Here is a 20,548-nt window from a genome sequence, read left to right on the forward strand (position 1 = left end):
TGTGGGGTGCGGACTGCTGCGCCGAGTGTAGCGGCGGAGCGTCACACCGAGTGCACGAAGCGTGAAAGCGGAAGCCGCTAGCCCGTTCCCTCCTGGACGTCGCTCTCCGGCGGCGCCGTGGTGCCCGGATGGTCGCGGACGTCGTCCGTGCAGGCGTAGCGGCGCAGCGGCGAGGGAGCGGGGCCGCCCAGGACGACCGAGCCGTCGCCCTCCGTCGCGGCGGAGTCGGAGAGGGTGCAGACCACCTGGGCGAGGGCGGCGGACGAGAGGTGGGAGGGGGCGGTGCCCAGGCGGAGGGTGTCGTCGGGGTCGTGCGGGGCGGGCCCGGAGACGGTCAGGCCGCCCGGCACGTAGGTGGTGTAGCCCGCGGAACGTTCCGCCGTCGAGGGGGCGGCGGCCAGCTGGTCCAGCAGACCCTGGGCCACCATCACCCGGCGGCGGGCGTCAGGGGTGCCCTCGGGGACCCGTACCGTGCGGTCCACGGTCACCAGGGACGCCCTGCACAGCAGGAAGACCTGGACGGGGACGCCTTGCTGGGTCGCCTGGCCCGAGCCCGTCAGCGAGCACGGGACCCGTGAAGGCGCCGGGCCGAAGTCGGTCGGCACCTGGGTGGCGCGGATGCCGCAGCCGGTGAGCAGGGCGCCGAGGAGGGGCAGGGCCAGCCAGCGGCTTCCGTGGCGTGACCGTCGTCGTACCGTCGTCATCACCCCTCCTTCCCCTCCTTCCCCTGCTTCGTGTCGCCGTTCTTCTCCTCGCCGTCCTGGTCCGGTTCCTCCGTCAGTTCCGAGGCGTCCCGCGGCAACCGGAGGGTGAACACCGCTCCGCCCTCGGGGGAGTTGGCCGCGGTGATCTCGCCGCCGTGGATGTGCGCGTTCTCCATCGCGATGGAGAGGCCGAGGCCGCTGCCCTCCGAACGGGGGCGGGAGGCGCTGGCTTTGTAGAAGCGGTCGAAGACGTGCGGGAGGACGTCCTCGGGGATGCCGGGGCCGTGGTCGCGGACCCGGATGACCACCGAGTCGGACGCCTCGCGCACCGAGACCCGGACCGGTGAGCCGCCGTGTTTGAGGGCGTTGCCGATCAGGTTGGCGAGGATCACGTCGAGGCGGCGCGGGTCGAGGCGGGCGTGGATGCCGCGCTCGGCGTCCAGCTCCACCGCGTCCAGCCAGGCACGGGCGTCGATGCAGGCGGTGATCTGGTCGGCGACGTCCACGTCGTCCAGGACCAGCCGGGCGGTGCCCGCGTCGAAACGGGTGACCTCCATGAGGTTCTCGACCAGGATGTTCAGGCGGCGCGTCTCGCTGACGACCAGGCGGACGGCCGGCTCGATCATCGGGTCCATGCTGCCCGAGTCCGCGTCCAGTTCCTCCTCCAGCACCTCCGTCACGGCGGTGATGGCGGTGAGCGGCGTACGCAGTTCATGGCTCATGTCGGCGACGAAGCGCCGGGAGGCGTCGTCCCGCGCGGCCATCTCCGCGACCCGCTTCTCCAGGGCCTCCGCCGCGTTGTTGAACGTCCGTGAGAGGTCGGCGAGTTCGTCCGTCCCGGACACGCGCAGGCGGGTGTCCAGCCTGCCCTCGCCGAGACGGCGGGCGGCGACACCGAGGCGGTGCACCGGCTTCAGCACGGTCGTGGCGGCGGCCTGCGCGAGCAGCGCCGCGCCGATCAGCGCGAGGCCGGTGGCGATGCCCAACGACCAGGCCAGCGAGTCGAGGTCCTTCGCCTCCGGCTCCAGGGACTTCTCCATGTAACCGGTCGGACCGCCGCCGATCACCCGTGTACCGGCGACCAGGTACGGCGTGCCGTGGTCCACGACCCGCTGCCAGTACAGGTGGTACGGCTGCTTGTTCGTGTCGCTGGTCTCCTGCTGCCGGCCCACCGCCGTACGCAGCGACTTGGGCACGTCCTCCAGGGAGAATCCGTTGATGCCGCCCGAGTTGCCGTACACCGTCTTGCCGTGCGCGTCCTGGGCGACCAGGAGCACGCTGAAGCTCTGGCTGCTGGACGCCATCTGCCCGGCGGTGCGCTGGAGTTCGTCCTGGGTGGGGTGGACGGGCAGCGCGCCCGCGCGGTTCTGCATCTCCTGGCGGAAGTCGCGCAGCACCGCGTCCTGGGCGCGGGTGAGCACCGCCTCGCGGTTGAGCCAGTAGGCGATGCCCGACGCCGACACCGCGGCGGTGAGCGCGACCAGGCCGAAGACGACCACGAGCCGCAGCCTGAGGCTGGTGAACCTGAGCCGGGACAGACCTCCCCTGCGCCCCGCGGACCAGCCGCGCGGCCCCCCTCGCGTATCGCTCACTGAGGAGTGTCCAGCCGGTAGCCGACACCACGGACCGTACGGATCAGGGTCGGGGACGAGGGCACGTCCTCCACCTTGGCGCGCAGCCGCTGCACACACGCGTCCACCAGGCGGGAGTCGCCCAGGTAGTCGTGCTCCCACACCAGCCGCAGCAGCTGCTGGCGGGACAGCGCCTGGCCGGGCCGCCGGCTCAGCTCCAGGAGCAGCCGCAGCTCGGTCGGGGTGAGCTGGAGGTCCTCGCCGTTCTTCGTCACGGTCATCGCCGAGCGGTCGATGACCAGGCTGCCGAAGCTCGCCGAGTCGCTGGACTCGCGCTCGCCGCGCCGCAGCACGGCGCGGATCCGGGCGTCCAGGACCCGGCCCTGGACCGGTTTGACCACATAGTCGTCGGCGCCGGACTCCAGCCCGACGACCACGTCGATGTCGTCACTGCGCGCGGTCAGCAGGATGATCGGCAACTGGTCCGTGCGCCGGATGCGCCGGCACACCTCGAACCCGTCGATACCGGGCAGCATCACGTCCAGCACGATCAGGTCCGGCCGCTGCTCGCGCAGCAGCTTCAGACCGTCCTCGCCGCTGGCAGCGGTGGCCACACGGTGTCCCTGGCGCGTCAGTGAGAGCTCCAGGGCCGTACGGATGGCGTCGTCGTCCTCGATCAGCAACAGGGAAGGCACCCGCTCATTCTGGCCCATGGACGGGGTGTCGTACGACCCGTGGGCCACAGCCCCGCAGTATCCCCACGACCGGCGCCGCACGGTCCCCACCCCGCCCGCGCTACCGCCACCGACTGTGCGCTCACTGTGACGCCGCCGATGGCGGGGGGCCCTGTGACAGGTCTGTGACAGTCGGGGGACACATCGATGAAGTCACCCCGGCAGGCTTTTCGTCACGGGCACGGCGAGCAGCCGGATCCGGCCGGAATGGCCGGAAGGGCCCGGAGCAGGACGGAAGCACCGGAAGTCCACGACGGGGAGCGCGAGATGAACACGCTGCACAGCATCAGCACCAGCGCAGTGGTCACGCGTCTGCACGACGTGCACCGGGGTTCGGAGAAGTCCGGTGCTGATGGGGGTACCTCCCGCGCGAGCGCGTTCGAGCGTGGGGGAGGGCGCGGGTGCGCTCGCGGTGCCGGGCGTCAGCACGGTGTGCACGGGCAGCAGCCCTACATGTCGGTGATCGACGCGCGTACGGGGGACACGCACGGGGGAAGCGCGTACAAGGAGGACACGGGGGAGCGTCGCTCGCTGACGGAGGCGGAGTTCACCGCCTACGTCCAGGAGCGCCGCGCCTCCCTGTACGCCACCGCCTACCACCTGACCGGCGACCGTTTCGAGGCCGAGGATCTGCTCCAGAGCGCGCTGTTCTCGACCTACCGGGCGTGGCACCGGATCAGCGACAAGGCGGCCGTCGGCGGCTACCTCCGCCGCACGATGACGAACCTGCACATCAGCGCCTGGCGCCGCCGCAAGCTCAACGAGTACCCGACCGAGGAACTGCCCGAGACGCCCGGCGAGACGGACGCGATGCGCGGCACCGAGCTGCGCGCGGTCCTGTGGCAGGCGCTGGCCCGGCTGCCCGAGCTCCAGCGCACCATGCTGGTCCTGCGCTACTACGAGGGCCGCACGGACCCGGAGATCGCGGACATACTCAACATCAGTGTCGGCACGGTGAAGTCCAGCATCTGGCGCTCGCTGCGCCGGCTGCGCGAGGACGAGGTCCTCAGCTTCGGCCGTGACGAGGAGAACGCCTTCGGCGAACTGGTCGCCTGAGGTACGGGGGAACGGGGGCCGGGCCGCTGGGGGGCGGTTCGGAGAACACGGGGGAGAACACGGGGGAGAAGACGGGGGACACGGGGGAAACACGGGGGAGGAACCGAAGAGGGGCCGGCCGGACCGGGGGTTCGGCCGGCCCCTCTTCGTCTGTTCCCGCGCCCTACCGCTCCGCTTCCCTGTGCCGCCGTCCGGCGGTGGTGTACTTGCCGGCCCACTCGGCGACCGCGAGCCGGCGCAGGGCCTCGTCCCGGTCGCAGGGGTGGGCGCCCAGGGCGACCTGGCGGGCGACGATCGTGCGCTCGGCGCGCATCAGCCGCCAGCCGCGGCGCAGCAGGAACGGCACCGACTTGCGGCCCTCCTTCAGATCGCGCACGAAGCGCCGCCGGAAGGTGGTGACCGCGCCGCGGTTCAGGCAGAGCGCGTCGGCGAGGAGGCCGAGCTCCCGGCAGCGTTCGACGATCTCCGCGGCGAAGATGCCCTCCGCGATGAACAGGGGCGTACGGTCCAGGCGCAGGGTCTCCTCGCCGGTACGGGCGCTGAGCGAGATGTCGTACACCGGTACCGGCGTCGAACCCGTGGCGCAGAGCCGGCTGATGGCGTCGAGGGCGACCTGCGCGTCCCAGGAGGCCGGGTGGTCCCAGTCGATGTCCGAACTCCCCTCCACCAGGGGCAGAGTCGGGTCGTCGGCCTCTTTGTAGAAGTCGTCCAGGCGCAGGACGGGCAGCCCGGAACGGGCGGCGACCAGGGACTTGCCCGAACCCGAGGGGCCGCACAGCAGCACGACACGGGCGGGGGACGGGGGATGAATGCTCACGGAACACCAGTTTGACGTATGGAGCGGCGCCTGCCGACCCCGCGGTTCGCTTTTGAAGCGCGAGTCACCTCTCAACTACCCTGTGTCGCGACATCATTACCCTGCGCACCAGAAGGTGGCACCAGCGATGGCCCGACACAGCAAGCCCCAGCCCCCCACCGCGCGCCGTGCCCTGTTCGCCCTCGTGACCGCCGGCGCGGCGCTGGGCGCGGGAGCAGCGACGGCCCACGCGGACACGGACGCACCGCTCGTGCACGTGCCGTGGCGGCCGACCTCCCTGGGCGACATCGACCCCCAGGCCGGACTCACGGTCCTCACCGGCACGGTCGGCTACGTCACCGGCCCGGTCGCCGGCCTCAAGCCCAACCCCCTCGCGGGCACCGGCGTCGACCCCCTCGACAACGGAGTGAGCACGCAGGTGGCCGACTTCAAGCCCGTCGGCTCCCGGATGCTGACCGCCCCGATCACGGAGGCCAGGTCGCTGGGCTCGGTGCCGGTGGTGCACCAGATCCTGGGAGCCCTGACCTCCTGACGCGCGCTGTCCGCCGAAGCGGCGTCCTCTTCCACGATGGCGGCCGCGTCACCGTCGTAGCCCACGGTCGGCTCCGTCATGGCCGCTGTTCGTGGTCACGGCGAGTCGCCCGGACGCCGGGAGCCGCGCCTCCCCGGTGAGGGGAAGCGCGGCTCCGGTCTGCCGGGGCTCTGTTCCGTAACTCGTACGGCTCAGTACGACGAACCGGCGGCGCCCAGCGCCCCCGTCGTGTGCCACACGGTCTTCGTCTCCAGGAAGGCCGTCAGCCGCTCGGTGCCGGGGGTCTCCGTGAAGTCCACGGGCCGGGGGCGCAGTACCCGCTTCAGGTTGTCGGCCGCGGCGATCTCCAGTTCCTTGGCCAACTCCTCGTCCGCGCCCGCGAGATCGATCGCGTTCACGTCCTGGTGCGCGGCCAGCGGGGTGGCGATCTCGGCCGTGCGGCCGGAGAGGATGTTCACCACGCCGCCCGGGACGTCGGAGGTGGCCAGCACCTCGGCGAGGGAGAGGGCCGGGAGCGGGGCCTTCTCGGAGGCGATGACGACCGCCGTGTTGCCGGTGGCGATCACCGGCGCGAGGACCGAGACCAGGCCCAGGAAGGACGAGTCCTGGGGGGCCAGTACGGCGACCACGCCCGTCGGCTCCGGCGACGAGAGGTTGAAGAACGGGCCCGCGACCGGGTTCGCGCCGCCGGTCACCTGGGCGATCTTGTCGGTCCAGCCGGCGTACCAGACCCAGCGGTCGATCGCGGCGTCCACGACGGCCGCGGCCTTGGACTTCGACAGGCCCTCCGCCTGGGCCACCTCGCGCACGAACTGCTCGCGGCGGCCCTCCAGCATCTCCGCGACCCGGTACAGGACCTGACCGCGGTTGTAGGCGGTCGCGCCGGACCAGCCGCCGAACGCCTTGCGGGCCGCGACCACAGCGTCCCGGGCGTCCTTGCGGGAGGACAGGGGAGCGTTGGCCAGCCAGTTGTCCTTCGCGTCGGTCACCTCGTACACCCGGCCGCTCTCGGAACGCGGGAACTTCCCGCCGACGTACAGCTTGTAGGTCTTGAAGACAGACAGTCGGTCAGACATCGAGGTATGCCTCCAGGCCGTGGCGGCCGCCCTCGCGGCCGAAGCCCGACTCCTTGTAACCGCCGAACGGCGAGGTGGGGTCGAACTTGTTGAACGTGTTGGACCAGACGACACCGGCGCGCAGCTTGCTCGCGACGGCCAGGATGCGGGAGCCCTTCTCGGACCAGATGCCCGCCGACAGGCCGTACTGCGTGTTGTTCGCCTTGGCGACCGCCTCGTCCGGGGTGCGGAAGGAGAGGACCGACAGCACCGGGCCGAAGATCTCCTCGCGGGCGATGGTGTGGGCCTGGGTGACGTTCGTGAAGAGCGTCGGCGCGAACCAGTAGCCGGCGCCCGGCAGCTCGCAGGCGGGGGACCAGCGCTCGGCGCCCTCCGCCTCGCCCGCGTCGGCCAGCGCGGTGATCCGGGCCAGCTGCTCCGCGGAGTTGATCGCGCCGATGTCGGTGTTCTTGTCCAGCGGGTCGCCCAGGCGCAGCGTGGACAGACGGCGCTTCAGCGCGTCCAGCAGCTCGTCCTGGACGGACTCCTGGACGAGGAGGCGCGAGCCGGCGCAGCAGACCTGGCCCTGGTTGAAGAAGATGCCGTTCACGATGCCCTCGACGGCCTGGTCGATCGGGGCGTCGTCGAAGACGATGTTCGCGCCCTTGCCGCCGAGTTCGAGGGTGAGCTTCTTGCGCGTGCCCGCGACGGTCCGCGCGATCGCCTTGCCGACCGCCGTCGAGCCCGTGAACGCGACCTTGTTCACGTCCGGGTGCGCGACCAGGGCGGCGCCGGTACGGCCGTCACCGGTCACGATGTTGACGACGCCCTTGGGCAGGCCCGCCTGGCGGCAGATGTCCGCGAAGAACAGGGCGGACAGGGGGGTGGTCTCGGCGGGCTTCAGGACGACCGTGTTGCCGGTCGCGAGCGCCGGGGCGATCTTCCAGGCCAGCATCAGCAGCGGGAAGTTCCACGGGATGACCTGGCCGGCCACGCCCAGCGGCCGCGGTTCGGCGCCGAAGCCGGCGTGGCCGAGCTTGTCGGCCCAGCCCGCGTAGTAGAAGAAGTGGGCGGCGACCAGCGGGAGGTCCGCGTCGCGGGTCTCCTTGATCGGCTTGCCGTTGTCCAGCGTCTCCAGGACGGCCAGTTCGCGGCTGCGCTCCTGGATGATCCGGGCGATGCGGAACAGGTACTTGGCGCGCTCGGCGCCGGGCAGCGCGGACCACTTCTCGAAGGCCTTGCGGGCGGCCTTCACGGCGCGGTCGACGTCCTCCGCGGAGGCCTCGGCGACCTCCGACAGCACCTCCTCGGTGGACGGCGAGACGGTCTTGAAGACCTTGCCGCCGGTCGCGTCGGTGAACTCGCCGTCGATGAACAGGCCGTAGGACGGCGCGATGTCGACGACGGAGCGGGACTCGGGCGCCGGTGCGTACTCGAATGCGGGTGCGGATGCCATGGTGATCAGTCCACCGTCACGTAGTCGGGGCCGGAGTAGCGGCCGGTGGCCAGCTTCTGACGCTGCATCAGCAGGTCGTTGAGCAGCGAGGAGGCGCCGAAGCGGAACCAGTGGTTGTCCAGCCAGTCCTGGCCCGCCGTCTCGTTGACCAGGACGAGGAACTTGATGGCGTCCTTGGTGGTGCGGATGCCGCCGGCCGGCTTCACGCCGACCTGGATGCCGGTCTGGGCGCGGAAGTCGCGCACCGCCTCCAGCATCAGCAGGGTGTTGGCGGGCGTCGCGTTGACCGCGACCTTGCCCGTCGAGGTCTTGATGAAGTCGGCGCCCGCGATCATGCCGAGCCAGGAGGCGCGGCGGATGTTGTCGTACGTCGACAGCTCACCGGTCTCGAAGATGACCTTCAGCCGGGCGCTCGTCCCGCAGGCTTCCTTGACGGCTACGATCTCGTCGTACACCTTCAGGTACTTGCCCGCGAGGAACGCGCCGCGGTCGATGACCATGTCGATCTCGTCGGCGCCCGCGGCGACGGCGTCACGCACGTCGGCCAGCTTGACGTCGAGGGCGGCGCGGCCGGCCGGGAAGGCGGTGGCGACCGAGGCGACCTTGACGCCGGAACCGGCGACGGCCTCCTTGGCGACGGCCACCATGTCCGGGTAGACGCAGACCGCGGCCGTGGTCGGGGCGGTCCGGTCGGTCGGGTCGGGGTGGACGGCCTTGGCGCCGAGCGCCCGGACCTTGCCCGGGGTGTCCGCGCCTTCCAGCGTCGTCAGGTCGACCATCGAGATGGCGAGGTCGATGGCGTACGCCTTCGCGGTGGTCTTGATGGAACGGGTGCCGAGCGACGCGGCGCGCGCCTCAAGGCCGACCGCGTCGACGCCGGGCAGCCCGTGCAGGAAGCGGCGCAGCGTGCTGTCGGACGCGGTGACGTCGGCGAGCGCATGTGCTGGGGGTGCAGTGGTGGGCATGGTCACCAGACGAGCATATCTACGCGCGTAGCGGCTGTACACCCCCGGGCCGCATTCCGGGTCCTTCCGGTGCGTGCGGAACCGGGAAGACCACGGATGTGCACGGGTGCCGGGGCACCTGGCGGCGCCCGCTCCGGCGTCGTGCACAATCGGGCCATGACGACCCCGGACAACAAGCCACCCGCGTCGCAGCCTCCGGTGCCCGCCGTGAAGGACCGGATCTACCGCTCGCCCATGGGGCTCGCCGGCGGCGTGCTGCTGCTCGCGGTCGTCGCCTGGCTGGGCTCCGACGCGCTGTTCAACGGCCACGGCCGCGCCCCCTGGCTCGCACTGGCCACGATGATCCTGCTCCTGCCGCTGGTGATCGCCTTCACGCTGCGTCCGGCCGTGTTCGCCAACGAGGAACGGCTGCGGATCCGCAACCCGTACCGGGTGATCACCGTGCCGTGGGCGGAGGTCGAGGCGCTGCGTTCCGGCTTCACCAACGAGGTGCGCACCAAGTCCGGCGCCAAGTACCAGCTGTGGGCCGTTCCCGTGTCGCTGCGCGGCCGCAAGAGGGCGGAGCGGCGGGCGGCGTCCGCGGCCCGCCGCTCGGCGACGGGCAGCGCGGGACTCGGGGCCGGGCTCGGCGCCAGGGGCGTCGGCTTCGGCGGGCTCGGTGCCGGCGGCGCCGACACCATCGGGCCGGCTCGGGCGGAGAGCGACAAGATCATGGACGACCTGCGCGATCTCCTGGACCGGTGCGGCGACGGGGAGCCCGCCCAGGGCGGTACGACGATCCGCTGGGCCTACGAAGTGGCGGCGCCGACGCTGGCGGGGGCCGTGCTGCTGGTGATCCTGCTGGTGACCGGCGGCTGAGGAGGCACCGGCCTTCAGCTCTACGGCGGTCGCGGTTGCTGTCGCTGTCGTAGGGCGGTCGCGGCCCTACCGCGTCCGTGACCGCCGGTACGCACAGCCGGTACGCACAAGGGGCACCCCTGGGATCGGGATCTGATCCGGGGGTGCCCCTGGCTTTCTCCGGCTTTCTCCGGTGCCGTCGGCGGTTTCAGATGCCGGCGGCGGCGGAGAGGTCGCGCTTGACGGCCTCCAGGAGCTCCTTCGCGCGGGCGTGGGCGGCCGGGAGGTCGGTGCGCGCCGGAACCGGCACGACGACCTCCAGGTAGCACTTCAGCTTCGGCTCGGTGCCGCTGGGCCGGACGATGACGCGGGCGCCGTCCAGGGTGTAGCGCAGGCCGTCCGTCGGCGGCAGCGTCTCCGTGCCCTCGGTCAGGTCCTCCGCCCGGGTGACGGCCAGGCCCGCGAGCCGCGTCGGGGGCTGCTCGCGCAGGCGGCGCATCGCGTCGGCGATCAGCGAGAGGTCCTGGACGCGCACCGACAGCTGGTCGGTGGCGTGCAGTCCGTGCTCGACGGCGAGGTCGTCCAGGAGGTCGAGGAGGGTACGGCCCTCCTCCTTCAGGCCGGACGCCAGTTCGGTGATCAGGAGGGCCGCGGTGATGCCGTCCTTGTCGCGCACGCCCTCGGGGTCCACGCAGTAGCCGAGGGCCTCCTCGTAGCCGTAGCGCAGGCCGTCGACGCGGGCGATCCACTTGAAGCCGGTGAGCGTCTCCTCGTACGGCAGCCCCGCCTTGCCGGCGATCCGGCCGAGCAGGGAGGAGGACACGATCGACTCCGCGAAGGTGCCCCGGGCGCCGCGGCGCACCAGGTGGGCGGCGAGCAGCGCGCCGACCTCGTCGCCGCGCAGCATCCGCCAGTCGGCGCCGTCCTTGACGGCCACGGCGCACCGGTCGGCGTCGGGGTCGTTGGCGATGACCAGGTCGGGGTCGGTGGCGCGGGCCCGGCCGAACGCCAGGTCCATCGCGCCCGGCTCCTCGGGGTTGGGGAAGGCGACGGTCGGGAAGTCCGGGTCGGGCTCGGCCTGCTCGGCGACCAGCACGGGCTCCGGGAAGCCGGCGCGGGCGAACGCGGCGAGGAGGACGTCCTTGCCGACGCCGTGCATGGCGGTGTAGACGGTGCGGGCGGTGCGGGGGGAGCCGGCGGCCAGTACGGCGTCGGTACGGGCGAGATAGGCGTCCAGGACCGCGTCGTCCAGGGTCTCCCAGCCGGACTCCGGGCGGGGCACGTCGGCCAGGGAGGCGATCGCGTCGATCTCGGCGGCGATGCCCGCGTCGGCCGGGGGCACGATCTGCGAGCCGTCGCCCAGGTACACCTTGTAGCCGTTGTCCCGGGGCGGGTTGTGGCTGGCGGTGACCTCCACACCCGCGACCGCGCCCAGGTGCCGGATCGCGAAGGCGAGCACGGGAGTGGGGAGCGGACGGGGGAGCACGGCGGCGCGCAGGCCGGCGCCTGTCATCACGGCGGCGGTGTCGCGGGCGAAGTCGGCGGACTTGTGGCGGGCGTCGTAGCCGATGACGACGAGGCCGGCGTCGGAGCCCCCGTGCGGGGTGCCGTTCTTCTTCAGGTACGCGGCGAGGCCGGCGGCGGCGCGGATGACGACGTTGCGGTTCATGCGCATCGGGCCGGCACCCAGCTCGCCGCGCAGGCCGGCGGTGCCGAACTGGAGGGTGCCGGCGAAACGTGCCGCCAGCTCCTTCTCGTCGCCGGAGCCGATCAGTTCGGCGAGTTCGGCGCGGGTCTCCGGGTCGGGGTCCTCGGCGAGCCATGCGTTGGCCCGCGCGATCAGATCGTGCACCTTGGGATCAACCTCTCCTGTGTTTGCCGAGTGGCTCTGGTTCGGCCGGGGGCGGCTGCCTGGGCCGCAATTGTCTCTGGTGGCGGGGGCGCTCGCGGGTACCGCTCGTTCCGCTCGTTCCGCTCGTTCCGCCGGGCGGGTCGCCGGGGCGTGACAGTCGCCGGCGCGCCCCGGCCTCTGAGCCGGGCGCCTGGCGGCGCCGACGAGATCCCGAGACCGACGACCGGGCTCCCCGTGCCGCTCGGCCGCGTGCCGCGAGGTGCCCGATGACGGACCGCAGTCACGGACCGCAGTCGTCCTGGACATGCGCACCGTCCGGAACCCGGAACCCGGAACCCGGAACCCGGAGCCGTCCGGCGGTCGGCCGGACCGCCCGCGCCGACCCGGCACCCGTCCGGATCACGCACGCCGTCCGTCACCGGCCCGGACGCGCGCACCGCACGGCACGGGCCGGGACGCACGAGCCGTCCGGCACCAGCCGGACACGTGCGGGGCCCGGCACCGCCGGCGGCACCCGTACACCGTCCCCGGCGTCGGCCGCCGGGAGCACGGGGCTTTTGACGCCCAGGCCGTCCGCCGAGGGTTACAGCTTCCGCAGCACCTTCGCCAGCAGCGCCCCCATGCGGGCGGCCGAGTCGCGGCCGGCCTGGAGGACTTCCTCGTGGTTGAGGGGTTCACCGGTCATGCCCGCGGCGAGGTTGGTGACCAGGGAGATGCCCAGGACCTCGGCCCCGGCCTCGCGCGCGGCGATGGCCTCCAGGACCGTGGACATGCCGACCAGGTCCGCGCCGATGACGCGGGCCATGCGGATCTCGGCCGGGGTCTCGTAGTGCGGGCCGGGGAACTGCGCGTAGACACCCTCTTCGAGGGTCGGGTCGATCTCCTTGCACAGGGCGCGCAGCCGCGGCGAGTACAGGTCGGTCAGGTCGACGAAGTTCGCGCCCACGATCGGCGAGGTCGCCGTGAGGTTGATGTGGTCGCTGATCAGCACCGGCTGGCCGGGGCGCATGCCCTCGCGCAGACCGCCGCACCCGTTGGTGAGCACGATGGTCTTGCAGCCGGCGGCGACGGCCGTACGGACGCCGTGCGAGACGGCGGCGACGCCACGGCCCTCGTAGTAGTGGGTGCGGCCCAGGAAGACGAGGGCGCGCTTGTCACCGAAGGAGTACGAGCGGATCTTGCCGCCGTGCCCCTCGACGGCCGGCGGCGGGAAGCCGGGCAGCTCGGTGACCTGGAACTCCGCGTCGGGAGCGCCGAGGGCGTCGACGGCCGGAGCCCAGCCGGAGCCCATCACGAGGGCGACGTCGTGGGTCTCGGCGCCGGTCAGTTCCCGCAGGCGCGCGGCGGCGGCGTCGGCGGCGGCGTACGGGTCGCCCTGGATGTCGTCCGGAAGAAGAGATGCGTTCACGTGGACGAGGGTAGCCGCTTCTCGCCTACGCGCGTAGATGACAGACATCACGGGATTGGGATCGTTGTCTTGTCGTTTCCGACGATGGATCGCCGCGGGTATTTCGCAGGTGTGGCAGGTGCGGCGGGAGTGCGCCGGTCAGCAGGGGCGCTTGCGCAGTTCCATCACGTAGTCGTGGGGCGCGCCGGCGGACTCCACCGCGTCGGCGATCTCGCCCAGGTAGCGGGCCGAGGGGAGGCCGCCCTCGTAGTCGTTGAGGACGTAGGTCCAGGCCGGCTTCTCGCCGTCCAGGGTGTGCACGCGTACACGGACGCGGCGGTACGTGCCGAGGTCCACGCCGTCCCAGCGGTCGAGGGACTCCTCGTCCATGGGCGCGATGTCGTACAGGCCGACGAACACCTGGGCCAGCGGCTCCTCGACGATCGTCGCCAGCGCGCCCTCCCAGCCGAGCTGCTCCCCGCCGAAGGTCAGCCGCCAGTCGTTCAGCCAGCCCGTGGCGCGCAGCGGGGAGTGCGGTGCGCGGCGGGACATCAGCCGGGCGTCGAGATTGCCGGCGTAGGCGGCATAGAGCGACATGGGGGAGAGGGTACGGCAGCGCTCCCGCCCCGCTTGCGCGCCCTGAGAGCGAGCCCCGGGGACGCCCCTGAGGAGCGGGGCTCCCCGGCCATCGGGTCTCCCGGCCTCCGGGTCCCCCGGCCCGGGGCCGCTCCGCGTCTCCAGGGAGGGCCTCGGCCGGGTATCGGGCGGCCCGGCCGGATTCCGTACGGTCCGTGATGCGGGGAACGCGCGTCGGCGCACGTCGGGCGGGGCCCACCGCCCCCGGGCAGTGGCATCTTGAAGCGTGCGGGACAATGGGGTACGTGACTCGGATCGTGATCATCGGTGGCGGACCTGGCGGATATGAAGCGGCGCTGGTGGCCGCGCAGCTCGGCGCGGAGGTGACCGTCGTCGACTGCGACGGTCTGGGCGGCGCGTCGGTGCTGACCGACTGCGTGCCGTCGAAGACCCTCATCGCGACGGCCGAGGTCATGACGACCTTCGACTCGTCGTACGAGGAACTCGGCATCATCGTCGCCGACGACACCCCGCCCCTGGAGCGGGCCGCGCGGGTCGTCGGCGTGGACCTGGGCAAGGTCAACCGACGGGTCAAGCGGCTCGCGCTGGCGCAGTCGCACGACATCACCGCCTCCGTGACGCGCGCCGGCGCGCGGGTCATGCGCGGGCGCGGACGCCTGGAGGGCATGCAGGCGCTCGACGGGTCGAGGAAGGTCGTCGTCACCGTCGCCGACGGCACCGAGGAGACCCTCACCGCCGACGCCGTCCTCATCGCGACCGGCGGTCACCCGCGCGAGCTGCCCGACGCCCAGCCCGACGGCGAGCGCATCCTCAACTGGACCCAGGTCTACGACCTCAACGAGCTGCCGGAAGAGCTGATCGTGGTCGGCTCCGGCGTGACCGGCGCGGAGTTCGCGGGCGCGTACCAGGCCCTCGGTTCCAAGGTCACCCTGGTGTCCTCCCGCGACCGGGTGCTGCCCGGCGAGGACCCGGACGCCGCCGCCGTCCTGGAGGACGTCTTCCGCCGCCGCGGCATGAACGTCATGGCCCGTTCCCGCGCGCAGTCCGCCAAGCGCGTGGGCGACCGGGTCGAGGTCACGCTCGCCGACGGCCGCGTCATCACCGGCACGCACTGCCTCATGGCCGTCGGCGCCATCCCGAACAGCGCGGGTCTCGGCCTGGAGGAGGCCGGTGTCAAGGTGCGCGACTCCGGGCACATCTGGACCGACAAGGTCTCCCGCACCACCGCGCCCGGCGTCTACGCGGCCGGTGACGTGACCGGTGTGTTCGCGCTCGCGTCCGTCGCCGCCATGCAGGGCCGGATCGCGATGTACCACTTCCTGGGCGACGCGGTGGCCCCGCTGAACCTGAAGACCGTCTCGTCCAACGTCTTCACCGACCCCGAGATCGCCACCGTCGGCTACACGCAGGCCGACGTGGACGCGGGCAAGATCGACGCCAAGGTCGTCAAGCTGCCGCTGCTGCGCAACCCGCGCGCCAAGATGCAGGGCATCCGGGACGGCTTCGTCAAGATCTTCTGCCGGCCGGGCACGGGCATCGTCGTCGGCGGTGTGGTCGTCGCGCCGCGCGCCTCGGAACTCATCCACCCCATCTCGATCGCCGTCGACAACAATCTGACGGTCGAACAGATCGCGAACGCCTTCACCGTGTACCCCTCCCTGTCGGGGTCGATCGCGGAGGTGGCGCGGCAGCTGCACACCCGCAAGGCGAGCGCCGAGGGCTGATGACCTGCGGCGACTTCCCGCTGGTCGCGGAGAGTCGCCGTACATGCGGCTGGCATAGTCGGGGTGGATAGGTCCGCGGAAGGTCCTATACCACCTCCGGTTGCGCCATGCGAACAACTTCTGTTAATCGGCGCAAACTGCTGAAAGCAGACGGTCGCTGGGGTTACTGTCAGTTTCGTGTTCGCTGCTGAACGTCGCCAACTGATCCTCGAAATGGTGCGAGCGAACGGTGCCGTGTCGCTCCGTGAGCTCGCCCGCGTCGTCCAGACCTCCGAAGTGACCGTACGGCGGGACGTGCGGGCACTGGAGGCGGAAGGACTCCTCGACCGCCGGCACGGCGGTGCCGTACTGCCGGGTGGGTTCACCCGGGAGTCCGGCTTCCCGCAGAAGTCGCATCTCGCGACCGCCGAGAAGACGGCGATCGCCGATCTCGCGGCCGGCCTCGTCGAAGAGGGCGAGGCGATCGTGGTCGGTGCCGGTACGACCACGCAGGAGCTGGCCCGCCGGCTCGCCCGCGTGCCCGGCCTCACGGTGGTCACCAACTCCCTCCTGGTCGCACAGGCGTTGGCCCATGCGAACCGGGTGGAGGTCGTGATGACCGGCGGCACCCTGCGCGGCTCCAACTACGCGCTCGTCGGCTCCGGTGCCGAACAGTCCCTCCAGGGGCTGCGGGTGTCGAAGGCGTTCCTGTCCGGAAGCGGTCTGACGGCCGAACGCGGGCTGTCCACCTCCAACATGCTCTCGGCCTCCGTCGACCGGGCGCTCGTGCAGGCCGCCGCGGAGGTGGTCGTCCTCGCCGACCACACCAAGCTGGGCACGGACACGATGTTCCAGACCGTGCCGACGGACCTCATCACCCGCCTCGTCACGGACGAGCCGCCCGGCCACGACGACCGCGCCGCGACGGAGTTGCAGGCCCTCGCCGACCAGGGGGTGCAGATCGCCGTGACCGGGGCGAACGGAAGCCCGGGGGGTGACCAGGTCCCGCCGGCCCGCCGCCCCCAGCTGCCGGGACCGCGCCGGGGCAACCCGCTCCGCTCGGCCTCGGTCCTCTCCGACCAGCCGCCGCCCTCCGAACGGGCCCGGGTCGCCGACCTCCGCCGCAGATGAGCCACGCCCGCCCGGCCGAGGGAGGTCGGCGGGAGTTCCGCGGGCGGGCCGAGTCGAGGAGCCGGCCCGCCGCTGGAGGGCGGGCCCGGCGAACCGTCGGCGGTTTCACCGCACCGGGAGCCGTATACAGGCGTGACCGGGGCGGGCCGGGTTCGCGGCACCGGGCGGGCGCGAGCGGGCCGCCGCGGGCTTGCCGGCGGGCCGAACGGCGCAGGGACCCGTGAGCCGTCTCCTGAGCGCGCCGCCCGCCGCGCCCTGGCCCCGAGTCACCCCCCCCGACGACGAACCGGCCCCCGGTGCGTGGGCCGGTTCCATGCCGTACGGACGGACGTCAGTCCTTGATCTCGCAGATCGCCGCGCCCGAGGTGATCGACGCGCCGACCTCCGCGCCCAGGCCCTTGATCGTCCCGGACTTGTGGGCGTTCAGGGGCTGCTCCATCTTCATGGCCTCCAGGACGACGACCAGGTCGCCCTCCTTGACCTCCTGGCCCTCCTCGACGGCCACCTTGACGATGGTGCCCTGCATCGGGGAGGCGAGGGTGTCGCCGGAGGCCACGGGGCCGGACTTCTTGGCGGCGCGGCGCTTGGGCTTGGCGCCCGCCGCGAGGCCGGTACGGGCCAGGGACATGCCCAGCGAGGACGGCAGCGAGACCTCCAGGCGCTTGCCGCCCACCTCGACCACGACGGTCTCGCGGCCGCTGTCCTCCTCCGCCTCGGCGTCGGCCGGCGCGGCGAAGGGCTTGATCTCGTTGACGAACTCGGTCTCGATCCAGCGGGTGTGGACCTTGAAGGGGTCCGTGGAGCCGGTGAGTTCGGGGGCGAAGGCGGCGTCCCGGACCACCACACGGTGGAAGGGGATCGCCGTCGCCATGCCCTCGACCTGGAACTCGTCCAGCGCACGCGCGGCCCGCTCCAGGGCCTCCTTGCGGGTGCGGCCGGTCACGATCAGCTTGGCGAGCAGCGAGTCCCACGCCGGGCCGATGACCGAGCCCGACTCCACGCCGGCGTCCAGGCGGACACCGGGGCCGGCCGGCGGCTCGAAGATGGTGACCGTACCGGGGGCGGGCAGGAAGTTGCGGCCCGGGTCCTCGCCGTTGATGCGGAACTCGAAGGAGTGCCCGCGCAGCTCCGGGTCGCCGTAGCCCAGTTCCTCGCCGTCGGCGATGCGGAACATCTCGCGGACCAGGTCGATGCCGGCGACCTCCTCGGTCACCGGGTGCTCGACCTGGAGACGGGTGTTGACCTCCAGGAAGGAGATCGTGCCGTCCTGGCCGACCAGGAACTCACAGGTGCCCGCGCCCTCGTAGCGGGCCTCCTTGAGGATGGCCTTGGAGGCGCGGTACAGCTCGGCGACCTGCTCGTCGGACAGGAACGGCGCCGGCGCCTCCTCCACGAGCTTCTGGTGACGGCGCTGGAGCGAGCAGTCACGGGTGGACACGACGACCACGTTGCCGTGCTTGTCCGCCAGGCACTGGGTCTCCACGTGCCGCGGACGGTCCAGGTAGCGCTCCACGAAGCACTCGCCGCGCCCGAAGGCGGCGACCGCCTCGCGCACCGCCGAGTCGTACAGCTCCGGGACCTCTTCGAGGGTGCGGGCGACCTTCAGGCCGCGGCCGCCGCCACCGAACGCCGCCTTGATGGCGATCGGCAGGCCATGCTCCTCGGCGAAGGCGACGACCTCGTCGGCGCCGGAGACCGGGTCGGGTGTGCCGGCCACCAGGGGCGCGCCGGCGCGCTGGGCGATGTGGCGGGCCGCCACCTTGTCACCCAGGTCGCGGATGGCCTGCGGCGGCGGGCCGATCCAGTTCAGACCGGCGTCGAGGACGGCCTGCGCGAATTCGGCGTTCTCCGAGAGGAAGCCGTAACCCGGGTGGATGGCGTCCGCGCCGGACTCCCGGGCCGCGTTCAGGACCTTCTCGATGTCCAGGTAACTGGTTGCCGGTGTGTCACCGCCCAGGGCGAACGCCTCATCCGCAGCGCGGACATGCAGAGCGTCCCGGTCCGGGTCCGCGTAGACGGCAACGCTCGCGATCCCCGCGTCCCGGCAGGCCCGAGCCACCCGGACAGCGATTTCGCCACGGTTGGCGATGAGCACCTTGCGCACGATTGAGGCTCCCTCCTTGAAACAAGCCGAGTTTAGGGACTGCCGACACGGCTCTTCGACCCGTCCCCAATGGTGAGCTTGCCCACACGGAGCGTGATGCGGGGCTCGCCCGACCCGCGAAAGTCCCGGTGGCACCTTGCTACGCAGGACTCCTCCGGAAAACCCTAGCCCTGCCATGTGGCCAAGGTCTCTGTAAGAGCGTGCTGCGGCCCACTCGGTTTCTTTGTCGAGTCCCTACGAATGGCCCAATGATTCTTTGCTGCCGCACGAACCCTTGCCCCCTGGTTTACCCGTTAGTAGCGTTCGCCCTGTCTCGGATCTACTGCTGGTAACAGCGGTCAAGGTGGGGAGCGGGTGGGGCCGGTGGTGCGCAGAACCGTGGCGTGGGTGGTGGCCGTCGTCCTCATCGTGGAAGCGCTCGGCATCGGGGCGCTGAACTGGTTCCTCGGTGTGGTCGTGGAGCGCCAGAAGATGTCCATGGCCGGCCTGGACCCGCACCTGATGTCGACGTCCTCGAAGATCGGCGGCGTCGTCTTCGGCCTCTACTTCGCGCTGTGCGCGCTGGTCGCCCTGCTCGTGGCGGTCCGCGACCGGGCCCCCGCCGGCTTCGGGCGTGTCGTGCTGATCAGCGCGGCCGTCGTGCAGGGCCTGCTGGGCGCCTTCGCCTGGGGCCTGATCGACGTGACGGCCTTCCTGGCCATGGTCGTGGTGCTCGCGCTCCTGGTGCTGCTCCTGGTGTCGTACGACCGGGACGGCGGCCCGGTCGAGGCGGCGCCCGGCGGGGGAGGCGGGACCGGCGGCGGCCCGAGAGTCCCGGACGAGCCCGTGGACGCCTCCGCCGCCCCTCCGGGGGAACCGGTCGCCGAGCGCCCGGCGGAGCCGCGGGACGGGGACGAGGGGCCGCGGGACGCCGTCGCCGGGCGGCTCACCCGGCTGGCGCCCACAACTCCGTGATGCCGACGCCGAGTTCGGCCAGCAGCTTGCGCACCAGGGGCATGCTGATGCCGATCACATTGCCGTGGTCGCCGTCGATGCCCTCGATGAAGGGTGCGGAACGGCCGTCCAGGGTGAACGCCCCGGCGACGTACAGGGGCTCGCCGGAGGCCACGTAGGCGGCGATCTCCTCGTCGCTGGGGTCGCCGAACCGTACGACGGTGGAGGCGGCCGCCGAGACGTAGCGCTTGGCCGCCGTGTCCCAGACGCAGTGCCCCGTCTGGAGGACACCGGCCCGGCCGCGCATGGACTTCCAGCGGGCGGTGGCCTCCTCGGCGTCCGCGGGCTTGCCGAGCGCGCGCCCGTCCAGCTCCAGAACCGAGTCGCAGCCGATCACCAGGGCGCCCTGCACCTCGGGCAGCGCCGCCACGACCGACGCCTTGGCCTCGGCGAGGGCGAGGGCCAGTTCGGCCGGGGTGGGGGCGGTGACGGCGTCCTCGTCCACCCCGCTCACGATGACCTCTGGCGTGAGGCCCGCCTGCCGGAGCAGGCCGAGGCGGGCGGGGGACTGGGAGGCGAGAACGAGTCGCCTGCGCTGCGTTGCGGTCATGCGGTCAGGTTAGTCACCCGAATGCGGGCCCGCGCGAATCGCCCGGCGGTGGGTTCAGCGCAGGCCCGTCAGCGCGGCCACGATCATGGCCGCGGTCACCGCCACGGCCATGAGGACGCCGAGCCGCCGCAGCATGTCCTGCGCGTCGCGCAGCTCCTTCGGCGGTTCGTCATCGGGGTCTGACCAGAGCACCGGTCCAGCGTGCGGGGAGGGCGGGGCCGGGCGCCTGAGTAGTCGTACTCAAATGGGCGCCCGGTGTCCTGCCGCTGCGCGCTCCCCCGCGCCCCGAGGGGTCAGCTCGGCCAGTAGGTCCGGGTCCAGGCCGCCGCGCCCGCCCGGGGAACGCGGGCGGCGGCGATGCGGGCCGGGTCGGACCACGCGTCCTTCGGGCCCCCCGCGCCGGCCGGCGCGGCCGCCTCCACCGCGGCGCGGGCGCGGACCACCGCCAGGGCGGCGGCCAGCTCCTCGGGGGTCGGGTTGCCTCGTACGACCTTGATCGTCATG

The 20,548-nt window shown here is 72.2% G+C and carries 20 protein-coding genes; 6 read left to right on the forward strand and 14 right to left on the reverse strand.

What is annotated here, in order from left to right:
• Positions 1-77: 77 nt before the first annotated feature.
• From VT52_RS13085 to afsQ1, 3 genes are read right to left on the reverse strand one after another with little or no spacing between them, the layout of a single operon-like run.
• Positions 78-704: a hypothetical protein gene (locus tag VT52_RS13085; protein ID WP_046420397.1), complete on the reverse strand. Its 627-nt coding sequence runs from the start codon at positions 702-704 to the stop codon at positions 78-80.
• A complete protein-coding gene (locus VT52_RS13090; RefSeq protein WP_167377694.1) occupies positions 704-2,296 on the reverse strand; it encodes a sensor histidine kinase in 1,593 nt (530 codons plus the stop codon). The genes VT52_RS13085 and VT52_RS13090 overlap by 1 nt, the downstream gene beginning before the upstream one ends.
• Positions 2,293-2,970: a two-component system response regulator AfsQ1 gene (gene afsQ1, locus VT52_RS13095; protein ID WP_046420463.1), complete on the reverse strand. Its 678-nt coding sequence runs from the start codon at positions 2,968-2,970 to the stop codon at positions 2,293-2,295. The genes VT52_RS13090 and afsQ1 overlap by 4 nt, the downstream gene beginning before the upstream one ends.
• 306 nt (positions 2,971-3,276) lie before the next feature.
• Between afsQ1 and VT52_RS13100 the strand changes: the two genes are divergently transcribed.
• Positions 3,277-4,065, forward strand: a complete 789-nt coding sequence (locus tag VT52_RS13100) for a SigE family RNA polymerase sigma factor (RefSeq protein WP_046420399.1) — start codon at positions 3,277-3,279, stop codon at positions 4,063-4,065.
• A 163-nt stretch (positions 4,066-4,228) separates the two neighbouring features.
• Here VT52_RS13100 and VT52_RS13105 read toward each other — a convergent pair whose 3' ends face one another.
• Positions 4,229-4,882 carry a uridine kinase family protein gene (locus tag VT52_RS13105; RefSeq protein ID WP_240509737.1) on the reverse strand — a complete coding sequence of 218 codons (654 nt, stop codon included), beginning with the start codon at positions 4,880-4,882 and terminating at the stop codon, positions 4,229-4,231.
• Positions 4,883-5,009: 127 nt separating this feature from the next.
• On the opposite strand from VT52_RS13105, the gene VT52_RS13110 reads away from it, so the two are divergent.
• Positions 5,010-5,414 (forward strand): hypothetical protein, encoded by a 405-nt coding sequence (locus tag VT52_RS13110; RefSeq protein WP_046420404.1) that lies wholly within the window; start codon positions 5,010-5,012, stop codon positions 5,412-5,414.
• A gap of 191 nt (positions 5,415-5,605) precedes the next feature.
• Here VT52_RS13110 and VT52_RS13115 read toward each other — a convergent pair whose 3' ends face one another.
• From VT52_RS13115 to deoC, 3 genes are read right to left on the reverse strand one after another with little or no spacing between them, the layout of a single operon-like run.
• The gene (locus VT52_RS13115; RefSeq protein ID WP_046420405.1) at positions 5,606-6,490 is read right to left on the reverse strand and encodes an aldehyde dehydrogenase family protein; all 885 of its coding nucleotides are present in this window, start codon (positions 6,488-6,490) and stop codon (positions 5,606-5,608) included.
• The gene (locus VT52_RS13120; protein ID WP_046420407.1) at positions 6,483-7,925 is read right to left on the reverse strand and encodes an aldehyde dehydrogenase family protein; all 1,443 of its coding nucleotides are present in this window, start codon (positions 7,923-7,925) and stop codon (positions 6,483-6,485) included. The genes VT52_RS13115 and VT52_RS13120 overlap by 8 nt, the downstream gene beginning before the upstream one ends.
• Positions 7,926-7,930: 5 nt before the next feature.
• Positions 7,931-8,890 (reverse strand): deoxyribose-phosphate aldolase, encoded by a 960-nt coding sequence (gene deoC / locus VT52_RS13125; protein WP_046420409.1) that lies wholly within the window; start codon positions 8,888-8,890, stop codon positions 7,931-7,933.
• 156 nt (positions 8,891-9,046) lie between these two features.
• Between deoC and VT52_RS13130 the strand changes: the two genes are divergently transcribed.
• The gene (locus tag VT52_RS13130) at positions 9,047-9,748 is read left to right on the forward strand and encodes a PH domain-containing protein (RefSeq protein WP_046420466.1); all 702 of its coding nucleotides are present in this window, start codon (positions 9,047-9,049) and stop codon (positions 9,746-9,748) included.
• 187 nt (positions 9,749-9,935) lie between these two features.
• Here the strand turns inward: VT52_RS13130 and VT52_RS13135 are convergent, their stop codons facing one another.
• The 3 genes from VT52_RS13135 to VT52_RS13145 all read right to left on the reverse strand — a co-directional run bounded on the left by VT52_RS13135 (position 9,936) and on the right by VT52_RS13145 (position 13,563).
• Positions 9,936-11,579, reverse strand: coding sequence for a phospho-sugar mutase (locus VT52_RS13135; protein WP_046420411.1), 1,644 nt, complete (start codon positions 11,577-11,579; stop codon positions 9,936-9,938).
• A gap of 583 nt (positions 11,580-12,162) precedes the next feature.
• Complete coding sequence (locus VT52_RS13140; RefSeq protein WP_046420413.1) at positions 12,163-12,987, reverse strand: purine-nucleoside phosphorylase; 825 nt, start codon at positions 12,985-12,987, stop codon at positions 12,163-12,165.
• A gap of 138 nt (positions 12,988-13,125) precedes the next feature.
• The gene (locus tag VT52_RS13145; protein WP_046420416.1) at positions 13,126-13,563 is read right to left on the reverse strand and encodes a gamma-glutamylcyclotransferase family protein; all 438 of its coding nucleotides are present in this window, start codon (positions 13,561-13,563) and stop codon (positions 13,126-13,128) included.
• Positions 13,564-13,838: 275 nt separating this feature from the next.
• Between VT52_RS13145 and VT52_RS13150 the strand changes: the two genes are divergently transcribed.
• Both VT52_RS13150 and VT52_RS13155 read left to right on the forward strand, forming a co-directional pair.
• Positions 13,839-15,287 (forward strand): NAD(P)H-quinone dehydrogenase, encoded by a 1,449-nt coding sequence (locus tag VT52_RS13150; protein WP_046420417.1) that lies wholly within the window; start codon positions 13,839-13,841, stop codon positions 15,285-15,287.
• A gap of 177 nt (positions 15,288-15,464) precedes the next feature.
• On the forward strand, positions 15,465-16,397 hold the full coding sequence (locus tag VT52_RS13155; RefSeq protein ID WP_079175019.1) for a DeoR/GlpR family DNA-binding transcription regulator: 933 nt from the start codon (positions 15,465-15,467) through the stop codon (positions 16,395-16,397).
• Between the two features lie 331 nt (positions 16,398-16,728).
• On the opposite strand, the gene VT52_RS13160 is transcribed toward VT52_RS13155, so the two are convergent.
• Entirely contained in the window at positions 16,729-18,501 is a 1,773-nt protein-coding gene (locus VT52_RS13160) for an acetyl/propionyl/methylcrotonyl-CoA carboxylase subunit alpha (RefSeq protein ID WP_046420422.1), read from the reverse strand.
• A gap of 363 nt (positions 18,502-18,864) precedes the next feature.
• Here VT52_RS13160 and VT52_RS13165 point away from each other — a divergent pair, with 363 nt between their 5' ends.
• Positions 18,865-19,455 carry a hypothetical protein gene (locus tag VT52_RS13165; protein ID WP_420856279.1) on the forward strand — a complete coding sequence of 197 codons (591 nt, stop codon included), beginning with the start codon at positions 18,865-18,867 and terminating at the stop codon, positions 19,453-19,455.
• On the opposite strand, the gene VT52_RS13170 is transcribed toward VT52_RS13165, so the two are convergent.
• The 3 genes from VT52_RS13170 to VT52_RS13175 form a co-directional block, all read right to left on the reverse strand.
• Complete coding sequence (locus VT52_RS13170) at positions 19,427-20,044, reverse strand: Maf family protein (RefSeq protein WP_046420424.1); 618 nt, start codon at positions 20,042-20,044, stop codon at positions 19,427-19,429. The two genes, VT52_RS13165 and VT52_RS13170, sit on opposite strands and share 29 nt — an antisense overlap.
• 54 nt (positions 20,045-20,098) lie before the next feature.
• Positions 20,099-20,236 (reverse strand): morphogenic membrane protein MmpB, encoded by a 138-nt coding sequence (gene mmpB / locus VT52_RS37955; RefSeq protein WP_167377695.1) that lies wholly within the window; start codon positions 20,234-20,236, stop codon positions 20,099-20,101.
• A 101-nt stretch (positions 20,237-20,337) separates the two neighbouring features.
• Positions 20,338-20,547 carry an acyl-CoA carboxylase epsilon subunit gene (locus VT52_RS13175; protein ID WP_046420425.1) on the reverse strand — a complete coding sequence of 70 codons (210 nt, stop codon included), beginning with the start codon at positions 20,545-20,547 and terminating at the stop codon, positions 20,338-20,340.
• Between the last annotated feature and the right edge of the window lies 1 nt (position 20,548).

The organism is Streptomyces malaysiense (assembly GCF_000980885.2).
GTDB classification, from domain to species: domain Bacteria; phylum Actinomycetota; class Actinomycetes; order Streptomycetales; family Streptomycetaceae; genus Streptomyces; species Streptomyces malaysiense.

What these genes read in the sequence shown, in the direction of transcription:
- VT52_RS13145 (WP_046420416.1), bottom strand. Translation starts at nt 13,563, where the DNA reads ATGTCGCTCTATGCCGCCTACGCCGGCAATCTCGACGCCCGGCTGATG.
- VT52_RS13115 (WP_046420405.1), bottom strand. Translation starts at nt 6,490, where the DNA reads ATGTCTGACCGACTGTCTGTCTTCAAGACCTACAAGCTGTACGTCGGC.
- deoC (WP_046420409.1), bottom strand. Translation starts at nt 8,890, where the DNA reads ATGCCCACCACTGCACCCCCAGCACATGCGCTCGCCGACGTCACCGCG.
- VT52_RS13085 (WP_046420397.1), bottom strand. Translation starts at nt 704, where the DNA reads ATGACGACGGTACGACGACGGTCACGCCACGGAAGCCGCTGGCTGGCC.
- VT52_RS13130 (WP_046420466.1), top strand. Translation starts at nt 9,047, where the DNA reads ATGACGACCCCGGACAACAAGCCACCCGCGTCGCAGCCTCCGGTGCCC.
- VT52_RS13120 (WP_046420407.1), bottom strand. Translation starts at nt 7,925, where the DNA reads ATGGCATCCGCACCCGCATTCGAGTACGCACCGGCGCCCGAGTCCCGC.
- VT52_RS13175 (WP_046420425.1), bottom strand. Translation starts at nt 20,547, where the DNA reads ATGACGATCAAGGTCGTACGAGGCAACCCGACCCCCGAGGAGCTGGCC.
- VT52_RS13100 (WP_046420399.1), top strand. Translation starts at nt 3,277, where the DNA reads ATGAACACGCTGCACAGCATCAGCACCAGCGCAGTGGTCACGCGTCTG.
- VT52_RS13110 (WP_046420404.1), top strand. Translation starts at nt 5,010, where the DNA reads ATGGCCCGACACAGCAAGCCCCAGCCCCCCACCGCGCGCCGTGCCCTG.
- VT52_RS13150 (WP_046420417.1), top strand. Translation starts at nt 13,839, where the DNA reads ATGGGGTACGTGACTCGGATCGTGATCATCGGTGGCGGACCTGGCGGA.
- VT52_RS13170 (WP_046420424.1), bottom strand. Translation starts at nt 20,044, where the DNA reads ATGACCGCAACGCAGCGCAGGCGACTCGTTCTCGCCTCCCAGTCCCCC.